The sequence below is a fragment of the Brevibacillus nigriterrae genome, from assembly GCF_049846925.1.
Lineage (GTDB): Bacteria > Bacillota > Bacilli > Brevibacillales > Brevibacillaceae > Brevibacillus_H.
On record NZ_JBNCMT010000001.1, the window covers coordinates 68,241 to 90,448 of the forward strand.

At 44.8% G+C, this 22,208-nt stretch carries 28 protein-coding genes; 7 read left to right on the forward strand and 21 right to left on the reverse strand.

Going from position 1 to position 22,208, the window contains the following annotated elements; all coding sequences use genetic code 11:
• The first annotated feature begins 54 nt into the window (after window positions 1-54).
• Entirely contained in the window at window positions 55-882 is an 828-nt protein-coding gene (locus ACPW7N_RS00365; RefSeq protein ID WP_425649000.1) for a serine/threonine protein kinase, read from the forward strand.
• A 35-nt stretch (window positions 883-917) separates the two neighbouring features.
• On the opposite strand, the gene ACPW7N_RS00370 is transcribed toward ACPW7N_RS00365, so the two are convergent.
• The 3 genes from ACPW7N_RS00370 to ACPW7N_RS00380 all read right to left on the reverse strand — a co-directional run bounded on the left by ACPW7N_RS00370 (window position 918) and on the right by ACPW7N_RS00380 (window position 2,888).
• Window positions 918-1,073 carry a hypothetical protein gene (locus tag ACPW7N_RS00370; protein ID WP_425649001.1) on the reverse strand — a complete coding sequence of 52 codons (156 nt, stop codon included), beginning with the start codon at window positions 1,071-1,073 and terminating at the stop codon, window positions 918-920.
• 309 nt (window positions 1,074-1,382) lie between these two features.
• Window positions 1,383-2,579: a DEAD/DEAH box helicase gene (locus ACPW7N_RS00375; protein ID WP_425649002.1), complete on the reverse strand. Its 1,197-nt coding sequence runs from the start codon at window positions 2,577-2,579 to the stop codon at window positions 1,383-1,385.
• Window positions 2,580-2,747: 168 nt separating this feature from the next.
• Window positions 2,748-2,888, reverse strand: coding sequence for a hypothetical protein (locus ACPW7N_RS00380; RefSeq protein ID WP_425649003.1), 141 nt, complete (start codon window positions 2,886-2,888; stop codon window positions 2,748-2,750).
• A gap of 210 nt (window positions 2,889-3,098) precedes the next feature.
• Here ACPW7N_RS00380 and ACPW7N_RS00385 point away from each other — a divergent pair, with 210 nt between their 5' ends.
• Window positions 3,099-4,142, forward strand: a complete 1,044-nt coding sequence (locus ACPW7N_RS00385; RefSeq protein WP_425649004.1) for a phosphodiester glycosidase family protein — start codon at window positions 3,099-3,101, stop codon at window positions 4,140-4,142.
• Between the two features lie 74 nt (window positions 4,143-4,216).
• Here ACPW7N_RS00385 and ACPW7N_RS00390 read toward each other — a convergent pair whose 3' ends face one another.
• The 4 genes from ACPW7N_RS00390 to ACPW7N_RS00405 all read right to left on the reverse strand — a co-directional run bounded on the left by ACPW7N_RS00390 (window position 4,217) and on the right by ACPW7N_RS00405 (window position 6,789).
• Window positions 4,217-4,696 carry a hypothetical protein gene (locus tag ACPW7N_RS00390; RefSeq protein WP_425649005.1) on the reverse strand — a complete coding sequence of 160 codons (480 nt, stop codon included), beginning with the start codon at window positions 4,694-4,696 and terminating at the stop codon, window positions 4,217-4,219.
• A gap of 51 nt (window positions 4,697-4,747) precedes the next feature.
• Window positions 4,748-5,137: a RidA family protein gene (locus ACPW7N_RS00395; protein ID WP_425649006.1), complete on the reverse strand. Its 390-nt coding sequence runs from the start codon at window positions 5,135-5,137 to the stop codon at window positions 4,748-4,750.
• A 27-nt stretch (window positions 5,138-5,164) separates the two neighbouring features.
• Window positions 5,165-6,070 (reverse strand): PhzF family isomerase, encoded by a 906-nt coding sequence (locus tag ACPW7N_RS00400; RefSeq protein WP_425649007.1) that lies wholly within the window; start codon window positions 6,068-6,070, stop codon window positions 5,165-5,167.
• A gap of 269 nt (window positions 6,071-6,339) precedes the next feature.
• Complete coding sequence (locus tag ACPW7N_RS00405) at window positions 6,340-6,789, reverse strand: hypothetical protein (protein WP_425649008.1); 450 nt, start codon at window positions 6,787-6,789, stop codon at window positions 6,340-6,342.
• Window positions 6,790-7,064: 275 nt separating this feature from the next.
• Between ACPW7N_RS00405 and ACPW7N_RS00410 the strand changes: the two genes are divergently transcribed.
• Together ACPW7N_RS00410 and ACPW7N_RS00415 are read left to right on the forward strand one after the other, a co-directional pair.
• A complete protein-coding gene (locus ACPW7N_RS00410; RefSeq protein WP_425649009.1) occupies window positions 7,065-7,403 on the forward strand; it encodes a hypothetical protein in 339 nt (112 codons plus the stop codon).
• 2 nt (window positions 7,404-7,405) lie between these two features.
• Window positions 7,406-7,882 carry an alpha/beta hydrolase gene (locus tag ACPW7N_RS00415; protein WP_425649265.1) on the forward strand — a complete coding sequence of 159 codons (477 nt, stop codon included), beginning with the start codon at window positions 7,406-7,408 and terminating at the stop codon, window positions 7,880-7,882.
• Here ACPW7N_RS00415 and ACPW7N_RS00420 read toward each other — a convergent pair.
• The 13 genes from ACPW7N_RS00420 to ACPW7N_RS00480 all read right to left on the reverse strand — a co-directional run bounded on the left by ACPW7N_RS00420 (window position 7,879) and on the right by ACPW7N_RS00480 (window position 18,634).
• On the reverse strand, window positions 7,879-8,226 hold the full coding sequence (locus ACPW7N_RS00420; RefSeq protein ID WP_425649010.1) for a hypothetical protein: 348 nt from the start codon (window positions 8,224-8,226) through the stop codon (window positions 7,879-7,881). The two genes, ACPW7N_RS00415 and ACPW7N_RS00420, sit on opposite strands and share 4 nt — an antisense overlap.
• A gap of 15 nt (window positions 8,227-8,241) precedes the next feature.
• Window positions 8,242-8,646 carry a VOC family protein gene (locus tag ACPW7N_RS00425; RefSeq protein WP_425649011.1) on the reverse strand — a complete coding sequence of 135 codons (405 nt, stop codon included), beginning with the start codon at window positions 8,644-8,646 and terminating at the stop codon, window positions 8,242-8,244.
• Between the two features lie 173 nt (window positions 8,647-8,819).
• Window positions 8,820-8,996, reverse strand: a complete 177-nt coding sequence (locus ACPW7N_RS00430; protein WP_425649012.1) for a hypothetical protein — start codon at window positions 8,994-8,996, stop codon at window positions 8,820-8,822.
• Window positions 8,997-9,061: 65 nt separating this feature from the next.
• Entirely contained in the window at window positions 9,062-9,523 is a 462-nt protein-coding gene (locus ACPW7N_RS00435) for a divergent PAP2 family protein (protein ID WP_425649013.1), read from the reverse strand.
• Between the two features lie 77 nt (window positions 9,524-9,600).
• A complete protein-coding gene (locus ACPW7N_RS00440; protein ID WP_425649014.1) occupies window positions 9,601-10,356 on the reverse strand; it encodes an SDR family NAD(P)-dependent oxidoreductase in 756 nt (251 codons plus the stop codon).
• On the reverse strand, window positions 10,343-11,104 hold the full coding sequence (locus ACPW7N_RS00445; RefSeq protein ID WP_425649015.1) for a 2-phosphosulfolactate phosphatase: 762 nt from the start codon (window positions 11,102-11,104) through the stop codon (window positions 10,343-10,345). The genes ACPW7N_RS00440 and ACPW7N_RS00445 overlap by 14 nt, the downstream gene beginning before the upstream one ends.
• 24 nt (window positions 11,105-11,128) lie before the next feature.
• On the reverse strand, window positions 11,129-12,193 hold the full coding sequence (locus ACPW7N_RS00450; protein WP_425649016.1) for a phosphotransferase family protein: 1,065 nt from the start codon (window positions 12,191-12,193) through the stop codon (window positions 11,129-11,131).
• 10 nt (window positions 12,194-12,203) lie between these two features.
• A complete protein-coding gene (locus ACPW7N_RS00455; protein WP_425649017.1) occupies window positions 12,204-12,983 on the reverse strand; it encodes an enoyl-CoA hydratase/isomerase family protein in 780 nt (259 codons plus the stop codon).
• 51 nt (window positions 12,984-13,034) lie between these two features.
• The gene (locus ACPW7N_RS00460; RefSeq protein ID WP_425649018.1) at window positions 13,035-13,904 is read right to left on the reverse strand and encodes a 3-hydroxyacyl-CoA dehydrogenase family protein; all 870 of its coding nucleotides are present in this window, start codon (window positions 13,902-13,904) and stop codon (window positions 13,035-13,037) included.
• 27 nt (window positions 13,905-13,931) lie between these two features.
• Window positions 13,932-15,137, reverse strand: coding sequence for an acyl-CoA dehydrogenase family protein (locus ACPW7N_RS00465; protein ID WP_425649019.1), 1,206 nt, complete (start codon window positions 15,135-15,137; stop codon window positions 13,932-13,934).
• Between the two features lie 31 nt (window positions 15,138-15,168).
• Window positions 15,169-16,812, reverse strand: a complete 1,644-nt coding sequence (locus ACPW7N_RS00470) for an AMP-binding protein (RefSeq protein WP_425649020.1) — start codon at window positions 16,810-16,812, stop codon at window positions 15,169-15,171.
• A gap of 79 nt (window positions 16,813-16,891) precedes the next feature.
• A complete protein-coding gene (locus tag ACPW7N_RS00475; RefSeq protein WP_425649021.1) occupies window positions 16,892-17,866 on the reverse strand; it encodes a quinone oxidoreductase family protein in 975 nt (324 codons plus the stop codon).
• Between the two features lie 201 nt (window positions 17,867-18,067).
• Window positions 18,068-18,634, reverse strand: coding sequence for a TetR/AcrR family transcriptional regulator (locus tag ACPW7N_RS00480; protein WP_425649022.1), 567 nt, complete (start codon window positions 18,632-18,634; stop codon window positions 18,068-18,070).
• A gap of 301 nt (window positions 18,635-18,935) precedes the next feature.
• Here ACPW7N_RS00480 and ACPW7N_RS00485 point away from each other — a divergent pair, with 301 nt between their 5' ends.
• The 3 genes from ACPW7N_RS00485 (at window position 18,936) to ACPW7N_RS00495 (ending at window position 20,507) form a co-directional block, all read left to right on the forward strand.
• Window positions 18,936-19,616 carry a hemerythrin domain-containing protein gene (locus ACPW7N_RS00485; protein WP_425649023.1) on the forward strand — a complete coding sequence of 227 codons (681 nt, stop codon included), beginning with the start codon at window positions 18,936-18,938 and terminating at the stop codon, window positions 19,614-19,616.
• Window positions 19,606-19,866 carry a response regulator transcription factor gene (locus ACPW7N_RS00490; protein WP_425649024.1) on the forward strand — a complete coding sequence of 87 codons (261 nt, stop codon included), beginning with the start codon at window positions 19,606-19,608 and terminating at the stop codon, window positions 19,864-19,866. The genes ACPW7N_RS00485 and ACPW7N_RS00490 overlap by 11 nt, the downstream gene beginning before the upstream one ends.
• Before the next feature lie 65 nt (window positions 19,867-19,931).
• Window positions 19,932-20,507 carry a hypothetical protein gene (locus ACPW7N_RS00495; RefSeq protein ID WP_425649025.1) on the forward strand — a complete coding sequence of 192 codons (576 nt, stop codon included), beginning with the start codon at window positions 19,932-19,934 and terminating at the stop codon, window positions 20,505-20,507.
• A gap of 74 nt (window positions 20,508-20,581) precedes the next feature.
• Here ACPW7N_RS00495 and ACPW7N_RS00500 read toward each other — a convergent pair whose 3' ends face one another.
• Window positions 20,582-22,153: an ABC-F family ATP-binding cassette domain-containing protein gene (locus tag ACPW7N_RS00500; protein ID WP_425649026.1), complete on the reverse strand. Its 1,572-nt coding sequence runs from the start codon at window positions 22,151-22,153 to the stop codon at window positions 20,582-20,584.
• Window positions 22,154-22,208 lie beyond the last annotated feature (55 nt).

Below are 22,208 nucleotides of genomic sequence, written 5' to 3' on the forward strand. Positions count from 1 at the left end.
ACCCATTAATGATGTTACTGTATCCACATAATCAGTGACGGGGGTTTTTCGACTGTGCTGTTCGAACGTATTCTTGAATTCATCCAACAATGGAGGGACCGCCCTCTCAAACCACGTACAACGATAGGCAAATATCAAATTGAGTCCGTGATTGGTTCAGGCAGTTATGGTATTGCTTACCTTGTGAAAAATAAGGAAACGAATGAAATCATGGTCGCCAAACAGGTTAAAAAAAGCCGGATGGGCAAACCAAAAGGTGTGGCGATGCAACAATATGAGGCAGATGTACTTGCAAAAGTCAGTCATCTACCATATGTACCTAAGTTTATTGAAATTTTTTCAGATAAAAATCGCTGTTTTCTGGTTATGTCTTATGTTCATGGTCATGCTTTAGAGGACCTGTTGTTTGAGCAGCACGTCGTCTTTTCTCATGAGGAATCGCTGCGTTTGTTGCGCAAAATTGCATGTGTCGTACAGTCTTTGCACGAGCAAGGTTTAATTCACCGGGATGTACGGATTCCCAATATCATTTTATTTGAAAAAGAGCCTTATTTAATCGATTTTGGTCTTGCTCGCTTTATGGGAGACAAGCCTACTTATGAGTCGCCCGATCTGGATGGTTATCCTGTTGAAAAACAACTGAAGCGTGAAGTCCACCCTAGAAGCGATCTTTACGCCATGGGCCACTTGCTGCTGTTTTTACTGTACTCGTCTTATGATCAGGAGTCCACAGAGGAAAAAAGCTGGCAAGATGAGCTGCAACTGGATGAACCATTGCACAACCTGCTGAAACGTCTGTTGCAACTGGACACCTCTTTTGAAAGCACGCATGACTTGATTGCTGCGATTGACTTGCTGCTCGAAAAGAACAAAAAGCAGTAACGAATCGTTTCGCCTGCTTTTTGTTTATCGAAATGTTACTCTTTAATCTCTTGGTGCTTTGCTTCTTCCATTTTGGTTTTCAGCTCGGCCGCTTCTCTTCTCAGTGTATTTCGTTCCTGTTTCGTCAATACTTCTCCCCCTACTCGTCCGTTCACCAGCAGGGCTTCTTCATCCAATCGATCTCGATTCATGGAACTTCCTCCTTAACAGATCAGTAAGAGCCAGTTCAAAAAGAGAGGATGTTTCGATGCCCCGATGAGAGGGCACAAACAGAGCCTCGAAGTTCAAGGCGCCGAAGACCCGAGGTCGACTAAATGCACCAACGTCCTGTTGGTAACGTCGACACTCCCACGTCCTGTGGAGCGCAGCTATAACGTAGGTGAGTCTACGTGAGCAGCGGAGGGGCAAGGCAACGCAGAAATTCGAACGCTATGTTTCCCGGACTTTTTGAACTTCCTCTATATGATCCTAAGCTGTTCTATTAAGGGGATTCTTATGTATTACTTGCGTTGCTTCTTCTTAGCCGGTTTGGCACTTTTGCCCGTATTCTGTGGAGTTCTTCGCTTTTCTTCGGGATCAACCAGTGCCCCGTACGACATGATCCTCTCCACAATCGGGATATTGGTTTGCTTCTGAAATTTTTCCAGAATGAATCGTTGATTTGGTGCAATGATAGAGAAAACAAGGCCTGCAGCCCCCATGCGTCCAGTCCGGCCACTGCGGTGTATATAAGCATCTGCATCAACGGCAGGGTCAAGATGGATAATCGCCTCTACCTCTGGAATATCAATTCCCCGCGCAGCTATGTCTGTCGCCACAAGAACCGGAAACTTTCCGTCACGGAAGTCCTGGATGGTCTTGGAGCGCTCTTCTTTCCCAGTATCTCGATGGATAAAGCGGCAATCAATCTGATGATACGCCAGTCGCTCTTGAATTTCTTCCACCCGATCCAAATGATTAATAAAAACAATAGTACGTTTGGCATTCACCAACCGGATCAAACGACGAAGGGTGTCAATTTTTTTACGAAGTTCACTCACAATGTACATGTGAAGCACTCGTTCACTTTCTTCTTTTTCCACATGGAACATGACCGGCTCTTGCACCATGTCCCGCAAGTAGGAAAGTACTTGCTTCGGCAAAGTTGCCGAGAAAAACAAGCGTTGCGTGTCTCTCATCAGTCGTTTATTTACATCAGCCACTACTCCGGCAAATCCTTGATCGACGAGACGGTCCGCTTCATCGACGACCAGTGTTTTCACTGTGTGTACTTTTAATTTGCGTTGATCCAGCAGCTCCTTGATTCGCCCCGGAGTTGCCACAATGAGGACAGGATGTGTCTTAAGCTTTTCCAGTTGTCTTTTCGGGTCTACGCCACCGATCACAGCAACAGAATGCAGTCCCATTGGCTCTAACAGCTTCTCTGCTTCCCGTTGTATCTGCATAACCAGTTCATGTGTTGGGGCAAGAACCAGGACTTGCAGCTCTTTTTTTTCAGGCTCCAGCTTCTGACACAACGGCAAAAGATAAGCCAATGTTTTACCAGTCCCTGTCGGAGACTCAGCAAGGACATTTTTTCCGTCCAGAATGACGGGAATTACCTGCTCCTGAATAGAGGAAGGTTCTGTAAATTTCGCTTTCTGCAGTACCTGCAGGAGTGTTTCTTTTATCCCAAAAGATGCAAACGTTGTTGGCATCAGATTCCACCTACTTGACGTAAAAGTTCATAAACGTTAGCTTACCATTCATTTGACACCATGACAAGAATGCCCCAATCAATCAGGTCAGAAAATAAGAAAAGGCGAAATCCGTATTGGATCTCACCTGAATGAATTGCCCCAAAATTAGGAGGGCAAAGGCAAACATTACTGATTGGAGTCCAAACGGGTTTCTCTCTTTTCCATCTTATCGTGACGGTCTTTCTCAGATATCTGATTATGGCTTCCAGTGGGATTTTCCATGTATTCTTCTACCTGATCCTGAAACTCTTTGTCAAATTGACGCATGACTCATCACCTCCTGCGAGTATTGTTCCCTTGAAGCTGACTCAAAATGCTCCTGCCCTTCATGGATAGCTCAAAAGTACTGTTCTTGGAAAAGAAAAGATGAAACTTTTTGCTTGCTGAATCGTCTTAATACAGGTAATATGATTTCCTATTTGATGTATTGAGAATTTTTCACGATTAGATAGAAATAAAGGAGCAAGAGAAACGATCATGGGAACTAGGGCAACTCGAGTTGGCAGATCCAAACGCAAAAAAAAGCGTGGATCTATGTTGAAAAAGAGCATCTTGCTGTCAGGGATTTTTTCAGTCGTAATGATTGCAGCCTTCGTATTCTCTTACGATGCGAGACTTTGGCTGGCTGGTTCTTTATTGGTAACGCAGCATTCACACTGGGCCAAATACACATTCGTTGGTGAAGAGGCTTTGAATAAATTGAAAGCAGAAATTGCCAAACCGGAAGTGATTAACTCCCAGCCCGTATCAACCGTGGTGCAACAACCCAAACCGCAAGAAGTGAAGCCATTGAACAATCTCCCACCTGTTGAAGTCATTCCGGTAGAGAAAAAGTTCAGCACGTACCACTACTATAAGGGACACGTGATGAAGGTGAACGATCCCCATCGAGTTCATCTCGTACCAACGGCAGTAAAGAAAAACCGTGGTAAGCCTCGTGGTGAGTGGATCGATGAATTCTCCGAGAGAACGAATGCGATTGGCGGGATTAATGCCTCTGGATTTTATGACCCAAATTACATGGGCTATGCTAGTCAGGCGGCAGGTCTTGTGATCGTTGATGGAAAAATTCTGCAAGATTACAACCCTCGTAATGGGGATACTGCGGTGGGAATTGATTATAACGGGAAGCTGATTACCGGAAATTACACGGCGAAGCAACTTGTTGATATGGGCATTCGAGATGCCGTATCCTTCCGACCGCAATTAATTGTTAATGGAAAGAACTTGTTTGCTGGCAAAGAAGCCACCAGTTGGGGAATAGCCCCCCGCGCTGCTATTGGACAAACGGCAGACGGAACTATCCTCATGATTGTAATCGATGGTCGTCAACCGGGACACTCGCTCGGAGCCAGCATGAAAGACATGGCCGATTTATTCGAAGAGTACGGTGCAGTGAATGCAATGGCATTGGACGGCGGTACTTCCGCCATGATGGTTCACGAGGACAAGATTCTCACCAAGTCCTGTGTTGATGACCCACGTGGAAGATGGATTCCGAATGCATGGATGGTTTATTAATTGAAATGGATAAGGATGTTTATAGTGCTGAAAGCCGATTATTCTCAAGTGCAGAATAATCGGCTTTCGTTATTTTAAGCGTATTCTTGTTCGTTAAGAAATCTGGTTGCTTGGATTAATTGATTTTGTTGATCTAATTCCACCAGCGCATCATGCACCACTTCATTGGAAAAATTCTTCACAATGATTTGACTTTCAATCAGAAGGACGGGCAAATCCATATTGCGTTGTATATAATCAATTAATCCTGCCTTTGTACAAATCGTACACCATCTTTTTTGTCCATTGCTAAATGAAACAGTAATTTCAGGATGCTGTAGTGATTTTTCACTTGAATCACGAATGACATCATCGAACTTCCAATCAACCATTATAGGAACACTGTTTCCATAGGGTACAAAACAGTAATCTTTATACCACCTTGTTCTTTTGTTATCACCAATTATTTTTATCTGCTGTTTTTCCTCATCTACTTCTAAAACTTCATACTCCTTTCCGCGAGTTAACGCTTTTGTATAATTACCGACAGAATTGCAAATGACAATCTTACTCATACTTCATTCTCCATTACGTTTTCAGCCTACTCAAACATTAATAATAAAAATTTATTTCTGTTCCTTATTACTTCCAGCAGTAGCCTCAATGCCGACTTGGAATCCAAAATGCAGTTCCTTAACAACAACGACTGATCTCGCAGGTTTATGTGCCCCGAAAAAACGACTATAGACCAAATTCACTTTGTCCCAATCGGCTAAATCTGTTATGTATACCGTTGTTCTAATCACGTGGTCTTTATTACTGCCAGCTTTGTGAAGAATCATTTCGATGTTCATTAATATTCGTTCTGTTTCCTCTTCGACGGTTCCAATTCTCTTTTCACCTGTCTCCGGATCAATGGGTAATTGATTAGAGATATAGATCAAACCATCATGAATAACTGCTTGTGAATAATGTCCGGATGGGTTCAATGCATTATCAGTAGACACATATATCATCTTTGTCTCACTTCTCCTATTCTTCTCTTATAAAATCAATTCAGACTGAAATACAATGACCGCATTTCCTGAAACACTTACTTCAACTGGTTCATCATTTTCTATTTGAACAGTAACCTCAATGGTTCCCGCTCGTTCGATTGCTTCTCCTTGTTTCACCTTAAACCGGAATGTAGGTCCATGGTAGGCTACAAGCTTATGATGGACAAGATAAGCACCGAGGGGGCCATTCGCATTACCGGTTACCGGATCCTCGTTTATTCCAATTGCCGGTGCAAACATCCTTCCTTTTACCAAGATATCATTTTCTGCAGAATCCAGCGTGAACGTATAATAGCCGTTGCACTTTATGCGTTGGCTCAACACGGCAAGCGCTTCATAATTGGGTTGGAGCTGATTTACTACCGTACTGTTTTTCAGCCCAATCATTACTTTGGAGTGTCCCGTAGATACGATTTGAATCGGGCAATCTGCCATAACCTCATCTTCTGTAATATGTAAAGCATCCAGGAGATTCTCCCTGTCCTCACCTTCTATAATCGTGCCGAACACAATTTCGCCTTGCTTCATAATGATTCGATAATCGTTCGCTTCCTTACTAATCTCAACTGGTAATATGCCCGCCCCTGTTTTATGAATGACTCGAGTTGAATCAAGCTGTTGTTCAATTGCCCTTGCATAATGCGCAGCGATCGTAGCATGTCCGCAGATTGGTACCTCAACGGTTGGAGTAAAGAAGCGCACATGAACATCATATGCAGGGTCACTGGAGGAAAAGATAAAAGCCGTCTCCGAATTGTTAAGCTCCCTAGCGATCTTCTTCATTTCGTTTTCCGTCAATCCATCCGCATTCGTAATGACACCAGCAGGATTACCCGTAAACTTTTCTTTGGTAAATGAATCAATTTGATACAATCGGTATTTTCTAGTCATTTTCTTGCTCTCCCTTTTGCATCTTCAAGAATTCTGTTTCGTGCTACCCACGACGATGGGGCTACTCTTACCAGCTCGGCAACTTCTTTGTATAATAATTCCTCATGTGGTGTTGCAACTGAATGGATTCAATAATATTGATTTTGTTATTTCCATGATTGGCGGGGTCTGCTTCATCACTCTAACTATCATGCTTTTTATTCGAGATAAGCAAAAATAGTACTAAGACCGTTTTTCAAGTCCCACTTGATGAAGTAATCAGTGGTGATTTACTCAAGTCTTAACTGAATTGTTTCCGAATGCTCTCCTTGTTCATCTGTCCATGTAATATGAAAGACAGGGTACTCCCCAAAGAAATTCTTAATTTCTTCAGCACTAACACCATTTTTAAAATCTTCTTGATACATACTGTTGTTAGGGACGTCTTGAAAAAGAACATGCTCCCCATTTGGAAAAGAAGGATTTTTGATATTTCCTGATGGCTCACTTGTACGTGTTACTTTTGCTTCGTATTCAATGTAGCTGATTCTGCGGTCAGTTAGAGGCTGAAGCTTTCCCACAAATACGGCTCCTGTTTGATTATCAGGCACCACTTGAACAATAGCCCGCCAGTTTGGGCTGTCTCCTTTCAATTCGTAAGACCACTGATTAGTAGCGGAACATGCACCCAGAATGAGCATCGGCAGTAAACAAAGTAACAGTTTTTTTAACTGAACCATTTGACTTACCTCCTATTGCATTCATCTATCCCTGCATCGTTCTCTATTGATTGAAAATAGCTTATAATTTTTTCTCCTTTGTTTCTCCCAATCTGAGATGAGCTTCATGTTCACGCAACTGGCCAAGCGACATCCGATACACTGTATCTTAGCACTTCCTTCAGCCCAATTATTGTTTTCCATTTACATCCAAGTATAATGAAGTAGCGAAGTTTTTTGTACAAAAAAAGACTACTTTCCCAGTAGTCTTTAACCATGTGAAAGGAGCCTCGGATATGAATATTGATGAAAATCTCAAGAAACCCGTCGTTTACCGTATCCCCGGAATGGAAAACGCATCTGTTGTCCAAAACATCGTTTATCGGGAAGTAATTGGTGAGAAGCTGACCTTGGATGTGTATTACCCTGCAGGCTATGATAGCAAAACTCCCCTTCCAGCGATCATCTTTATCCATGGTGATGCGCCATGGGAACGATTGCGCACGATTAAGGATAGCGGACAATACACGTCCTGGGGGCAATTGGTTGCTGCCAGTGGCATGATCGGAATAACCTTTACGCATCGTTCTTCGGAAGGATTCACGGATTTCCAAAGCCCGACAGACGACATCTAAACCTGTTTACATACGTTCAAGAACACTCCGAAGAATTACATATCCATCCGAAGCAAATCGGTGTATGGGTCTGTTCAGCAGGCGGGCCATCCAGCCTTACCGCTGTCCTCCGCTCTACACCAGACTGGTTGAAATGCATTGTCTCTTATTACGCACTGATGGATCTTCACGGGCTTCGGGAGCATTTCGGAGAAAAGGCTGACTTGATTGAACAATTTTCGGCTACTAATCATCTGAAAAACATCTCTTCACCTCTTCCTCCGATGCTCGTTGTGCGGGCTGACATGGATCGTCCTGTATTTAATGAATCGATTGATCGCTTCGTGCAAGAAGCAAAACTACTGGGACATGCCATTACGTTTATAAACCATCCGAATGGCCAGCACGCGTTTGATATTCTCGATGACGATGAGACATCACGCCAAATCATTAAAGATACACTCGTCTTTATGAAAGATGCTGTAACTTCTGTGGATTAAGAATAACGTAAATCCCCTACTTTTGCAGCTTGAGGAATGGCTTCCTTGCAGGTCATTCCGGCAATTTCTCCCGTTACAGGATCAATAATTTCGGCCGAATCTCCAAGTGCAAAAATATTCCAGCAGTTTTTCACTCGATAGTCTGACCCCACCTTAAATCGACCGTCGTCTGAGGTAGGAAGTCCAAGCCTCTCTGGAATCGCCGGCAACAATTGGTTACTGGAATTGATGAGTGAAACTTCAACATTGATAGAAGCCTTGAATAGCAATACTTTTCGTAAATGATAGTCGTTTTTATCGATCCATTGTATACGTATACGCTTGCCAAGCCCCTTGATACACATGAAACGAAATACCTTCTATTTTTGTGACATAGCAGAATAATTTCGCTCAACCAATTGAAGCAATTCCTGATTAGGCCCATAAAAGAAGATCGTTTTGCCGCCATCAATCGAAGGGTTGGCTGTTTCCGTCAAAAACTGGATTCCTTTTTCACGGTAAAAGGGAATGGCTTCCTCCATGTTATCAACGGTAAAAGCAAGGTGATTGACGATGCCTTTGGGAAAATACTCTCCCTGGTCTACCAGATCACGGATTAGCTCAATTTCAAAGTCAGGCTGATTATCCCGGTACAGAAAAGCCATCTCCCTCACCTTGCTTTGCCCGCGTGTCCGAACCTGGTAGCCAAACAAATTGCTGTAAAACTCAATCGATTTGTCCATATCTGTTACAATAATCGCAACATGCTCTGCTTTTCGAATCATATCTCTCATCCTTTTCCATTAATCTGCTGTTTTTATGGATTCCTTCACTTTCCAATAATAGACTAGCTCCTGCCGGGTATGCAAAAAGGATCTTTCACATAAGAAAAGCACCTCCAATTGTTAGGTATATCTAATAATTGAGGTGCAGTTCAGATTGAACTATTTTGAACACTTTATTTTCTTTTTCCAAAAATATAATCCTGTGTCGTTGGATTATAAGTTACTCCCCAGATTCCGACAATGGAGACCAAAACAAACCCTAGTCCCCATCCAATGCTTTCAAATCCAAAAGAAAAGCTGATGACAATTGCAACAATGAGTGCAAGTAATGTCCATAGGAAAAACTTCATAAAGCCCTCCCCCCATCTACCATATTGGGTACTACTACGAAGGAGGGCGAAAAAAGTTTCCAGATTTACTTTTTCCCTAAGAAGTAACTCAGCGCTCCAACAGCAATTCCATACACAGCACCTGCGATCACTTCAGAAGGCAAATGCCCCAGCTTCTCCTTCAATTCCTTTTCTCTTTTCCTGTAATTCGTCAATTCAGGATGGCTTTCTGCCAATTTTTCAATCGATTCCTCCAGGTCATTCACGACGATAGCTGTTTCACCTGCGTGTCTTCGTACCCCGGAAGCATCGTACATAACGATAAGTCCCAACAGAGCAGATAAAGAAAATTCAATGGAATGGAACCCTTTTTTCAGACCAATGTACGAAGCTAACGATGATACAGCCGCCGAATGTGAGCTTGGCATGCCACCTGGGGTAAACATAGTTTTTAGGTTCCACTTTCCTGTTTGCCTATATTCCATGGGGATTTTTAATACTTGCGCAGATAAAACTGAAAAAAGCGATGTTTGCAGTGCACGATTCATGAAATTCCCCCCTTGCTCTCAAGCATTATCCTGCCCTTGATCAAGGTGTGCAAAACCCTGCAATCATTAACAATCGATTACGCCAATGCTCCTCCATCGATAAAGTAGGTCTGCCCGGTGATATAGCTTGCAGTATCGGAGGCCAGCAGCAGTAACGCTCCCGACAAGTCGTTCAACTCTCCTAACCGCTTGATGGCAAGCATGGAAAGCACTTTTCCCACGAAAGCTTCGTTGGATAGGACATCTTCATTAATTGCCGTTTTGATATACCCTGGACCGATAGCATTGACGTTGATGTTGTACCGTGCCCATTCCTTGGCGAGTGTACGGGTCAGATTGACGACGCCAGCCTTGCTCGCACAATATGGACTCATCCCCACTGCCCCAACCGCTCCGGCAACAGAGGCAATGTTGATGATTTTCCCGTATTGCTGCTCTTTCATCACTTTGGCTACTGCCTGAGCACAAAAGAACACCCCTTTAAGGTTGGTATCAATCACATGATCCCACTCTTCCTCGCTCACCTCTAATGCGTATTTCGTCGCACCAACACCTGCATTGTTCACAAGAATATCGATTCGGCCGAATGCATGTTTGACTTGTTGAACCATCAACTGAATAGATTCGATTTTTTTTACATCTGCTGCAAGAGCAATTGATTTTCGGCCCAATGAACGGATCGATGCAGCGACCGCTTCTCCTTCCGTTACATTCCTGCTGACAATAGCCACATCAGCTCCCTGTTTGGCCAAGGTCATCGCCATCCCGGCACCAAGCCCTTTGCTGCCACCTGTTACAATGGCAACACGCCCCGTTAAATCAAACAAGTTCATTCTGCCACCCCCCTATCTCATCTTCCTCTCTCCCGATGCTCATCCCTCGCAGAGTGGGCACAAGGGAAACGATCCCTCGCTGGGAGACAAAAGCCACTTCATCACCAAAACCCATTTCACAAATCATCTGGCCTACCCTGGACATTCGCAGAACCTCTTCACTATCCAGCGTATTACCTTGATAAAACAAAAGAGCAGCCTGTGCCGAATCAGTCAGTATCCAATGATTGTTGGTTTCCTCAACAAGTGTAGACAACAAATAACCAGCACCATAAAAATCCTCCAGGCTAAACGAGCCCGATGAGCCTGAACAAACAAGTACAATCGTATCGGCTTGATGATCTGTCGCTAATTTTTCAGCTACTGCCGCTCCGTTTAGCAAAGAAGCAATATATACTTTGTTTGCTGTAGATGCTTTTCGTATCGCTACCGTTCCGTTCGTCGTGGAGAGAATTACTGTTTTGCCTTTCAGTTCCTCCTGTCTGTGGAAAGAGAGCGGATCGTGAAAACCGTCCAGTGCGATTCCTTCCTTTTCGCCAACAAGCAGAAAACTGTTCAGTTCTCTTCCCAATGACTCGGTTTTGGCCTCATCTTCCGTTTGAACCGGAATGACTTCCCTGACACCAAATGAGAGCCCAAGAGTGATGGTTGATGTGGCGAGCAGCACATCGAAGACGACTGCAATTTTCCCCGTCATTTTCTCTTCATCCATTTCTTCTTTCGTTAGGAGAAGATGAATTTTGCCCATCTGTAACACCTCAATTGCTACCTTCTATTTGATTTTCGCTGCTTCTCCAGCCACCTGGATCAAACTGCGTGTATACTCTCCAAACTGGGCAAAACGTTGGTCTTGGGTCTGCCCCATCTTCCAACGGAAATAGATTTGTTGGCAAATAACAGCGAGTTTGAAGTAAGCAAACGTTTGATAAAAATGGATGTGCGAGACATCTCTCCCGCTTTTCTTTGCATACGCTTCGATAAACTCTTGGCGAGTCATGAACCCGGGCAGGATGGTGACAGATGGTTTTCCCAGACCATAACGGAGAATGGGCGGGTCGTTATCTTGCGTCCAATAACTGAGTACAACGCCGAGATCAGCCAATGGATCGCCAATGGTGGTCATTTCCCAATCAAATACACCGATCATCTTGGTCAGGTCGTCCTTGTCAAACATCACGTTATTCAGCTTGTAGTCATAATGAATAATTGTTGGCTTCTGTGATACCGGAATCTGATTGATCATCCATTGCTGCAGTTCGGCCACTTGCTCCATTTCTTCTGTTTTGGCACGCTCATATCGACCTACCCAGCCTTTTACCTGACGCTCCATGAAGCCATCTGGATGGCCCATCTCTCCAAGCCCTGTCAGTTCGTAATCAACTGCATGGAGCTCGACGAGGCGATCTACCATCGTCTCGGAAATTTGCTTGCAAAGCTGTGGAGTCGGTTGATAAGGCTCAGGAAATTCTGTATCCAGGACGACGCCGTGCTTTCTCTCCATCACGAAAAACGGAGCTCCCAAAACAGTGTCATCTTCACAGTAAAAAAACGGTTGTGGGGCGAGTGGAAATAGCGCATTCAACTCTTTCAAAAGCTTGAATTCTCTGGCCATATCATGAGCTTTTGGAGCAACTGGCCCAAGTGGCGGACGACGTAAAACAGCCTCCCATGCCCCTTTCTTCAAAGCATAGGTCAAATTCGAAGCTCCTTCGCGAAACTGTTTTATTTCTAAAGGGGAATCCTCATGTTCTTGTAAAGCTTCCACCCTGTCACACAAATACCTTTCCAGCTTTTCGATAGGCAGTTCTTCCCCTTTGCGTACCTGTTGTTGTGTCATACCCGTTCACCTACCGATTCGTAAAGTGTGGTGCTCGTTTCTCGATGAAAGCCTGGATGCCTTCCTTGTTGTCCTCCGTACTGAATACCTCACAAAAAAGATCCGCTTCCAAATCAATTGCTTCATCCAGTCCCCGTTCCATTCCTAAGCTCACTGCCTGCTTGATCCTGCTAAGTGATTGAAGAGAGTATTTGGCGATTTTTTTAGCCAGTTCTCGTGCTGCAAAAAGCCCTTCTCCACTTGCCACCACTTGATTGACAAGACCGATTCGCTCTGCGGTTTCAGCCGAGACTGGTTCCCCCGTGAACATCATCTCTTTTGCTTTGGAAGTGCCGATTAATCTAGGCAATCGCTGTGTTCCGCCGCCCCCAGGGAATATCCCGAGATTTACTTCTGGCAACCCGATCCTGACATGTTCCTCTGCAACCCTCATGTCAAAGGTAAGGGCCACCTCACAACCGCCTCCCAGTGTCATTCCGTTCAATAAAGCAATCGTTGGCTTGGGAAACTGCTCGATACGGCGGAAGACTTGATGGAGATTCATCACATACTCTTTTCGGTTGTCGTTATGGATCAGTTGTGGAAATTCCTTAATATCTGCTCCAGCAATGAATGCTTTGTTCCCTGCTCCTGTGAAAAGGACAACCGTAACCTCCTGATCCTGGGCAAGTTCCGCAAAAGCCTCATCTAACTCTCGTAAAACATAACTGCTCAAAACATTGAGTGGCGGATTGTTGATTGTAACCGTTGCGATTCCCTCTGATTTCTCTACCTGTATATAAGCTCCCATTTCCCCTTCATCCCTTTCGTATGCTTGAGATTTCTTTATCGGCGAATCTGCTTATTTGGGGTACTCATACCAACCCTTGCCAGTTTTTCGTCCAAGTGTTCCTGCCTTCACTTTTGCTTCAATGCACGCTGCTGGCCTATCTGCCGGATCACCTGTTTCGGCAAAGCGTTGCATCTGCACGTAATAACCGACATCGATTCCCGACAAATCCATGAGTTCAAACGGCCCGATCGGGTGACTCAGCGCCTTCCTGCACACGAGGTCAATATCCCTATAGTCGGCAATGCCTTGCTCATATAGATGTACTGCTTCTCTGGTCATCGCCAAGAGCAAGCGATTAACAACGAATCCATAGATTTCTTTGCGCAACAACACAGCCGTGCGATTCATTTTGGCACATACATCCATCGTGATTTGTGCTGTCTTTTCAGATGTCTGTTCACTCATGGCCACCTCCACACAATCCATCACCAGTGGCGGGAAAAAGAAATGCATGTTGCAAACCTTTTCAGCTCGATTGGTAGAAGGTGCGATCAGTGAACTGACGATGGTTGAACTGTTAGTTGCCAAAATGGTATGAGCCGGTGTGATCTTGTCCAGTTGTGCGAACACTTCCCGTTTGACCTCCAGTTTTTCTACGACTGCTTCAATAACAAAATCAGCATCGCCCGCTGCTTCCTCCAGACTAGTTGTAAAAATGAGACGATCAAAAGCCGTTTGCTTGGCATCTTCTGTAAGCTTCCCTTTGGCAACCCATTTCGCCATGATCTCTTCCAGTGTTGTTTTTGCTTTGGCTAGTGATACCTCTGAAATATCCTGGATTCTGGTATTGAACCCTGCCAAAGCAGACAACATGGCTATCTGATGGCCCATGGAGCCGCTGCCAACGACACAAATATTATGGATACTGTCAATATTCATAAAATTCTCCCCCTGTGTTTGGTTGTATTAGTTCGACCCTTTTAACTCCAGCTTGGCAACGGCGGTACGATGAACCTCATCTGGGCCATCGGCAAAGCGCAATGTTCTGGCATTCGCCCAGTGTGCGGCAAGCGGATAGTCTTCACTCACTCCTGCTGCCCCTAGCGCCTGGATGGCTCGATCAATGACATTGAGCGCAATGGTCGGAGCAACTACCTTGATCATGGCGATCTCTTTTTTGGCTATCTTGTTACCGACCGTGTCCATCATATAGGCTGCCTTAAGCACCAAAAGACGTGCCTGCTCAATTTCAATCCGTGAATTGGCGATCCACTCCTGAACAACCCCTTGCATGGCAAGTGGTTTTCCAAAGGCTACCCGTTCTTTCACACGTTTGCACATGATTTCAAGTGCCCGCTCGGCAGCACCAATCAGCCTCATGCAATGATGGATGCGACCTGGCCCCAACCTACCCTGAGCAATAGCGAAGCCTTTTCCTTCACCCCACAACATATTGGAAGCAGGAACTCGCACATGATCATATACAATTTCACCGTGTCCGTGTGGCGCATGGTCATAGCCGAACACAGGCAACTGCCGCAAGATCGTCACACCCGGTGAGTCCAACGGAACCAAAATCATCGAGTGTTGTTCATATTTGGGTGCATTTTCATCCGTTTTGCCCATGACGATGGCGATCTTGCAACGAGGGTCACCTGCACCAGAAGACCACCATTTTCGCCCGATAATGACGTATTCGTCTCCATCACGTTCAATTCGGGTTTCCATATTCGTCGCATCCGATGAGGCTACTCCCGGCTCTGTCATCGAAAAGCAAGAGCGAATCTGCCCTTCGAGAAGTGGATGGAGCCATTCTTTTTTCTGTTCCTCACTTCCGTAGCGGACCAGCACTTCCATATTGCCCGTATCCGGTGCAGCACAATTGAATACTTCAGGCGCAATCATGGAACGACCCATGATTTCACACAGGGGAGCATATTCCAGATTGGTGAGGCCTGCCCCTAAATCACTTTCCGGCAAAAACAGATTCCACAAGCCAGCTTCCTTGGCCTTTGCCTTCATCTCCTCCATGACAGGAGGAATGTGCCAGCGACTTTCGCCTTCCTGCAACTGTTTCTCATATACTGATTCATTGGGATACACCACTTCATTCATAAAATCGAATACTCTGTTTCGTAACTCCTTCACCTTGTCGCTGTAGTCAAAATTCATTGCGATTCCCCCACCTTTATCCTTGCGATTTCTATGCTTTCGCTTCTTCTGCCAACACTCGGCGAAGAATTTTACCTGATCCTGTCTTCGGCAATTCATCTCGAAACTCGATGATACGTGGATATTTGTAATCAGCCATGTGTTCCTTCGCCCAGGCAACGATCTCTTGCTTGGTCACTTCACTACCTTCTTTTCGCACGATATATGCTTTGATTTCCTCTCCACGGTATGGATCGGGCACACCTACGACACACGCTTCTTTTACTGCCGGATGTGTATAAAGATACCCTTCAACCTCTGTTGGGAACACGCTAAAGCCAGATGCTTTGATTAGCTCCTTCTTGCGACCAGAAATGAAGAGGTACCCATCCTGATCGAAATAGCCCAAATCGCCTGTTAGCAAATACCCGTCCATAAACGAATGCTTGGTATCCTCTGATCTGTTCCAATATCCAGCCATCACCATCGGACCTTTGATTGCCACTTCCCCAATCTCTCCGGGTACAAGCTCTTTCGTCGGATCTTCTATGGACAGGATGCGAACATCAGTATCAAACAGGGGAATACCGACAGACCCAATTTTGCCGCCACCCCTCGGATTGGTTGTCGCTTGGGCAGTTGTTTCGCTTAATCCGTAGCCCTCCAGAAGCTCACAACATGTCAGTTCTTTGAATTTTTGCAAAATTTCAAGCGGGATAGGTGCTCCACCTGAAAAGACACTTTTTAGTGATGTAAGCTTTCGGTTCTCAATTCCTGGATAGTTGACCACGGCGATGTTCATGGTCGCCGTACCTACCCAGTATTCACACTGATACCACTCAATTGCTTGAATCATGACCTCCATATCAAAACGGGTCATCATAACGATCGTTCCACCACTGTATAGAGGAACATTCATGCTGTTGACCATGCCGGTGATATGAAAAAGCGGTAGATTGCATAAGTGAATGTTATCCCCCTCATCAGACAGGAACCACTGAGCACCACCTACCGCATTCGCCAGCATATTAAACTGCGTCAGCATAGCGCCTTTTGGGTTTCCTGTTGTCCCTGATGTGTATTGCAATACAGCAATTTGATCGAGGGTTGCCTTGCTATCGGGAAGCGGTTGATGTGGTTGCGTAACAAATACTGTGTAGTCGAGCGTATCTGCTGGGGTCTGCTTGGGCGTTGTCATTGTTGGATGGATTGGAAGAGTGGATTCGGTCGGAAGTTCATCTTGGAGACTTACACTGATGACATGTGGAATGCTGATAACATGATCTTTGATCGCACCATATAGGGGGTACATCACATCCAGTAATACGAGTACTTTCGGCGTGGAGTCTTGCAATTGATAGGCAAGCTCCATCGATTTATTCATTGGATTGATTGGGACGACGATTGCTCCCATTTTTAAGATGGCATAATACGCGACGACAAATGCTGGACAATTGGGGAGGAAAATACCGACACGATCTCCTGCTTTCACTCCTAACTCCACAAGTCCGCTCGCAAATGAAGTAATTTGTTGATTTAACTTTCCATAGCTCGTTGATTTTCCATAAAACTGAATGGCACACCGTTCAGGCTGTTTTTGTGCCCATTCTTCTACTACTTCAGGAAGTGTCTTCTCCCCATAGACAAGAGTCTTCGGTAATCCTGAAGGCCAAACATTGTACCACAGCTTGCTCATCGAATATCCCCCTTATTTGGGTTCTCTCTCACTCTGTCAGCCATTGTTACTATCATGTCTTTATCTGTTTTTGGTGCGATTAGGGAACCAGAATCAGTTTGCCAGTTGTTTTGCGAGACTGGAGCAGTTCATGGACCTTTGACGCTTCTTCCAGCGGATACACCCCACCGATACGTAACTTGAGCTGACCACGGTTCACATACTGCAGCAGCTCAATCATGCTGGATTCCAACAATGCTGGCTTTCGCATAATTTGAGGAAGGAAAAAGCCGATAACTGCTTGATTTTTTCGCATCAGGCTGGAAGGAAGTAGCGTGCTGGGTTGACCACTTGCCATACCATAAATCACCAGTCTGCCGAATACCGCCATGCAAGCCAATGTCTTGTTGAACACCTCGCCGCCTGCCATCTCCAGGGCAACATCGACTCCCTGACCTTCTGTTGCTTCCAATACCCTTTTCTCCCACCCTTGTTCGGTATAGTTGATCAAAGTATCGGCACCCTCTTCCTTGGCAAGTTGCAGCTTTTCCTCCGAACTAGCTGTAGCAATGACTTGACCAGCACCAAATTGCTTGGCTAACTGTACAGCAAGCAGACCAACTCCCCCTGCTGCTGCATGAACTAGCACACGCTCCCCTGGCTGAAGATTACCCATCGTTTTTAAAATGTGATAAGCACTAAGTCCTTGCAGTGGCAAAGCAACAGCCTGTTCAAACTTGACTCCCTCCGGAACAGGAAATAATCCACGTGAATCAGCAAGGGCGTACTCTGCATACCCTCCAGACTCAATCAACGTAACTACACGACTCCCTACCTGCACAGTCGAAACCTGATCGCCCACTGCTACCACGATGCCAGCGATTTCTGCCCCCGGTACGAACGGTAGGGGTGTCTTGACGACATACTTCCCTTCTCGCCGTGCCGTGTCTGCAAAGTTCACACCGATTGCTTTCACCTCGATTAATACTTCATGTCCTGTCGGCTTTGGTGTAGGCAATTCGATCGTTTGAAGAACCTCCGGGCCACCGTATTCACAAAACCGAATCACTCTCATCACAACTGCTCCCTTCTTCCTCTTATTCTTTCCGTACACTTCATTGGCTTGGAGCTAGCTCTTCTACTATTCAGCATGTGTATTGTTCAGCATCGTACCTCCAGTCCGCTATGAGCAATTCCCCCTTATTTGCATACTGACCAGTTGGTATGTTGCGAGCAAAGTAAATCCCCCAATGGGGATCTTACTATTTCTATATGCCTATTCAACTTCAATTCCAGATAAGATCATGTCTACAAATATTTCTGCAACTTCTTTGTCAGGTACCTTGCCCTTAGGATTAAACCATTGGTAGCTCCAGTTCGTGATTCCGAGAATTCCAAAGGTCACGATCTCAACCATTAAATCAGGGCGAAATTCACCACTCTGAACCCCTTCCTGAAGCAGTTTCTCGATATTGAAACGAATGTTGTCACGTTTCGGAAGGATCCGCTCGAGGTTTTCTTTGCCAAGATGCCTCATCTCTCGAAAAAAGACTCTGGCACTTGGACCTTGACTCTCAATCGTATGAATGAGCAGATACACTATGTCAAACAGCTTTTTCCTGCAATTCTTCGTTTGATCATTCAAAATTTTTTCCTGCTGTTCCAACAGGCCGTCAATATAGTTCAGATGAATATCCATCAACAGCTCTTCTTTATTGGAAAAATAATAGTAAAATGTGCCTTTGGTTACACCCAACGCATCGACAATCTCTTGAATTGATGTCTCACTGAATCCCTTTTTTTCGAAAAGCCGGATGCTCTCTTCGGTAATTTTTTCTTTCATGCAGCTATTCCCCACAATCTGTATTCGTTGTAATGAAAATTATATCATTCAGGTAAATCTCACTCTAGGAAAAGCTAACATACTGACCGGTAGGTATGTTTATATTCTATAGTATATCCTTGTTTCTAAATATTCAATATATTATCTGAAAAAATCCTGTAATCAGTAATACTTTTGCCCTCATACGCGAAGAATACGTATTTCTACCGATATCAGAAAAGATTTCCATTACCTATAATTTGATTAACCGACTAACGTAGCCATTTGATAAACGGTTAAAAGATAAAGAGGATGGATGAAAATGAAAACAAGATTCAATCTGTTTACACTCCCTCATAAAGGGCTTCGACATGCGTTGCAATCTCTTGTATATCAGGCGGGTCGCCTTGATAGTAGTTGTCAGTTGGAAAGAGACACCTTTTTGAAGGAATGGAAAAAAATCGTGTTGATGCTACACCAGCACGCAACAGATGAGGATATCTTCATTCAACCATTGATTGATAAATTCAATCCTGATCTCGCCAAGGAGTTGGAAAATCAACATAGGCAATCAGAAGATCTTCTGGGGAAAATGGAAAATGCGATTGCAGAAATAGAAACAGAGAAAACATGGACACATGAATCCAATCTGCGTTGGCTAACTTTTTTGGATGATTTAAACCGTTTTACTGGTGACTATTTCCTCCATCTCTATCACGAGGAATGTTTTGCAATGCCTTGTCTATGGAGCTATTTGGACGATGAGGCACTTATCGTTGTGGGCAACAAGGTTCGTAGTGGAGTTCCACCGCATATTCAACAGACCTTTCAACAGTATATGATTCCTGCGATGAACAAGCACGAACGGTTGATGATGTTATCGAGTGTGAAGCAGCATGCCCCGCAGGAAGTTTTCGAAGGGGTCTGTCGTACTGTGCAAGAGCTTCTATCCCCCGTAGAATGGGAAGTTCTTCACAAGGAGGTATCCGATCTTGCCTGTTGACATCACGCATTCACCAAAAGGTGTACGCACAAAGCTGCATCGTCATGTCGATCAGAATGTTTCTTTACTGTCGCAGTTAACACCTAGGGAACAGGAAGTCTCTCTATGGGTGTTACAGGGGCTAACCAACCAGGAAATATCCACCCGCCTGTTTTTAGCAGAAATAACAATAAAAAAACACTTGAGCAATATTTATGCAAAGCTCGGCGTTCGAAACAAAGTACAATTGGTAAAAAGCCTCCTCGAGTGACTGGAACGCAGATAAACCTCACTTCGTCAAACAAGGTAAATACGGAGTGTAGGGGTGTAGATTCAATGAAAAAAACAATCCAGACAGTGATATTGTTTCTCTTTACCTTGAGTAGTTTGTTTTTCGCTCTACCAACATCAAGCTATGCCTGTTCCTGTGTACAACAAGGCCCCGTAAAGGAAGCCCTGGCTTCGGCTGACGCCGTATTTGCAGGGAGAGTTACAGAAGTTGTCAAGCCGAAACCAAATGGGCAAGGACTGATCTCATCAACCGATCCCGTCCAGGTTACATTTGATGTGTCCACGAGTTGGAAAGGTGTTACTACCAAGCAAATCACGATCAAGACCGCTTTAGACTCAGCAAGTTGTGGCTTTGCGTTTGAAGCTGGCAAGGAATATCTTGTGTATTCCTACAAGGGTGATGCCAACGTTCTCGAAACCAATATCTGCACAAGAACACAAGCGTTAACTGCTGCATCCGATGACCTTACTTCTCTTGGAGCAGGTGTTACGCCTGTACAGGATGGACAGCAGCCAACAGCAGAAAAGCAGATGTTCATTTCTCCTTACCTTTGGGCAACAGGCATCCTTGTTCTTGCTGGTGTCACGTATGTTATCGTAAAAATGAAGAAGAAGTCCTAACAAGCCGTCCATCAAAACTTGAATGGATTGATAAAATAAAAAAGCGCTGAAAAGTCAGCGCTTTTTGTTTGTGTTTATGCTTTAATTGCAGCTTTGTTCTGATTCGTTGCCCACTCTTCCACATTCCACACTTTGGTTACCCAGTCTTCATAAAACTCAGGTTCGTGGCAAACGAGAAGAATCGTGCCTTTGTATTCTTTTAATGAACGTTTCAACTCTTCCTTGGCTACTACATCCAAGTGGTTTGTCGGCTCGTCAAACAGCAAGAAGTTGCTTTCGCGTTGCAACAATTTGCATAGTCGAACCTTGGCTTGCTCTCCACCAGAGAGAGCGTTCATATTGCGGTTGATATGTTCGTTCGTCAGGCCACATCGTGCCAGTGCAGCACGTACTTCGTGGTTGTTCATGGACGGGAACTCATTCCACATTTCATCTAAGGCCGTAACTGGTTTCGGCTTCACTTCCTGTTCGAAGTAAGACGGATACAGGAAGTTATCCCGATCGACTTTACCGCTTAACGGCTTGATTGATCCAAGAATCGTTTTGAGCAGAGTGGATTTACCAACCCCGTTCATCCCTACAATGGCAACCTTATCACCACGCTCTAGAACCATAGACAGCTTCGGCATCAGCGGATGCGTATAACCAATCTCCATGTCTACAGCTTCAAAAACGAATCTGCCGCTGACACGTGCCTCTTTGAAAATAAAGGTCGGTTTTGGAGCTGTTTCCGGTTTGTCGATACGCTCCATGCGATCCAACTGCTTCTGACGGCTCTTTGCACGTCCTGAAGTGGAGTATCGAGCTTTATTTCGAGCAATGAAGTCCTCTGTCTTTGCAATTTCTTCTTTTTGCTTCTCATACGCATTTATGTGTTGCGAACGCTTCATATCTGCCTGAGAAAGGAAAGATTCATAATCTCCTGTATAGCGATTCAGTTTAGTGAATTCGAGGTGGTAAATGACATTGACAACCTCATTCATAAATGCCGTATCATGTGAGATCAACATGAATGCGTACGGGTAATCTTTGAGATAGTTCGTAAGCCAGACGATGTGTTCCTCGTCCAGATAGTTCGTCGGCTCGTCTAAGAGCAGTACAGTCGGCTTCTGAAGCAGCAATTTTGCCAACAGAACCTTTGTACGCTGTCCACCTGACAGACTCGCCACATCTCGTTCCATCCCGATCGCTGCAAGCCCCAGCGCATTACCGATCTCTTCCACTTTGGCATCGATCAGATAAAATCCACTGTTGTCCAGACGATCCTGAATTTCACCCATGCGTTCCAGAAGCTCTTCCAGCTCTTCCGGAGTGGCATCTGCCATTTTTTCAGCGATCGCCATATTTTCCGCTTCCAACTCTAGCAAAGGAAGGAAGGCATCCTTCAAGACGTCGCGGATTGTTTTACCAGCTTCCAACTTTGTATGTTGATCGAGATAGCCGTACTCGATTTTTGGCATCCACTCGATTTTTCCTGAATCGGGTGCTAGCTGACGGGTCAAAATTCCCATCATGGTCGATTTTCCGGTTCCGTTCGCTCCAACTAGTCCTACACGTTCGCCAGGCTGAAGGCGGAAGGAAACATCTTTGAACAAAGTACGGTCAGAAAAGCCGTGCGACAAATTTTCTACGATTAAAACACTCATGACGTTCCTCCTCGCTTATGCAATACTCTTAATTGTAGAGGATATGCTCGAATAA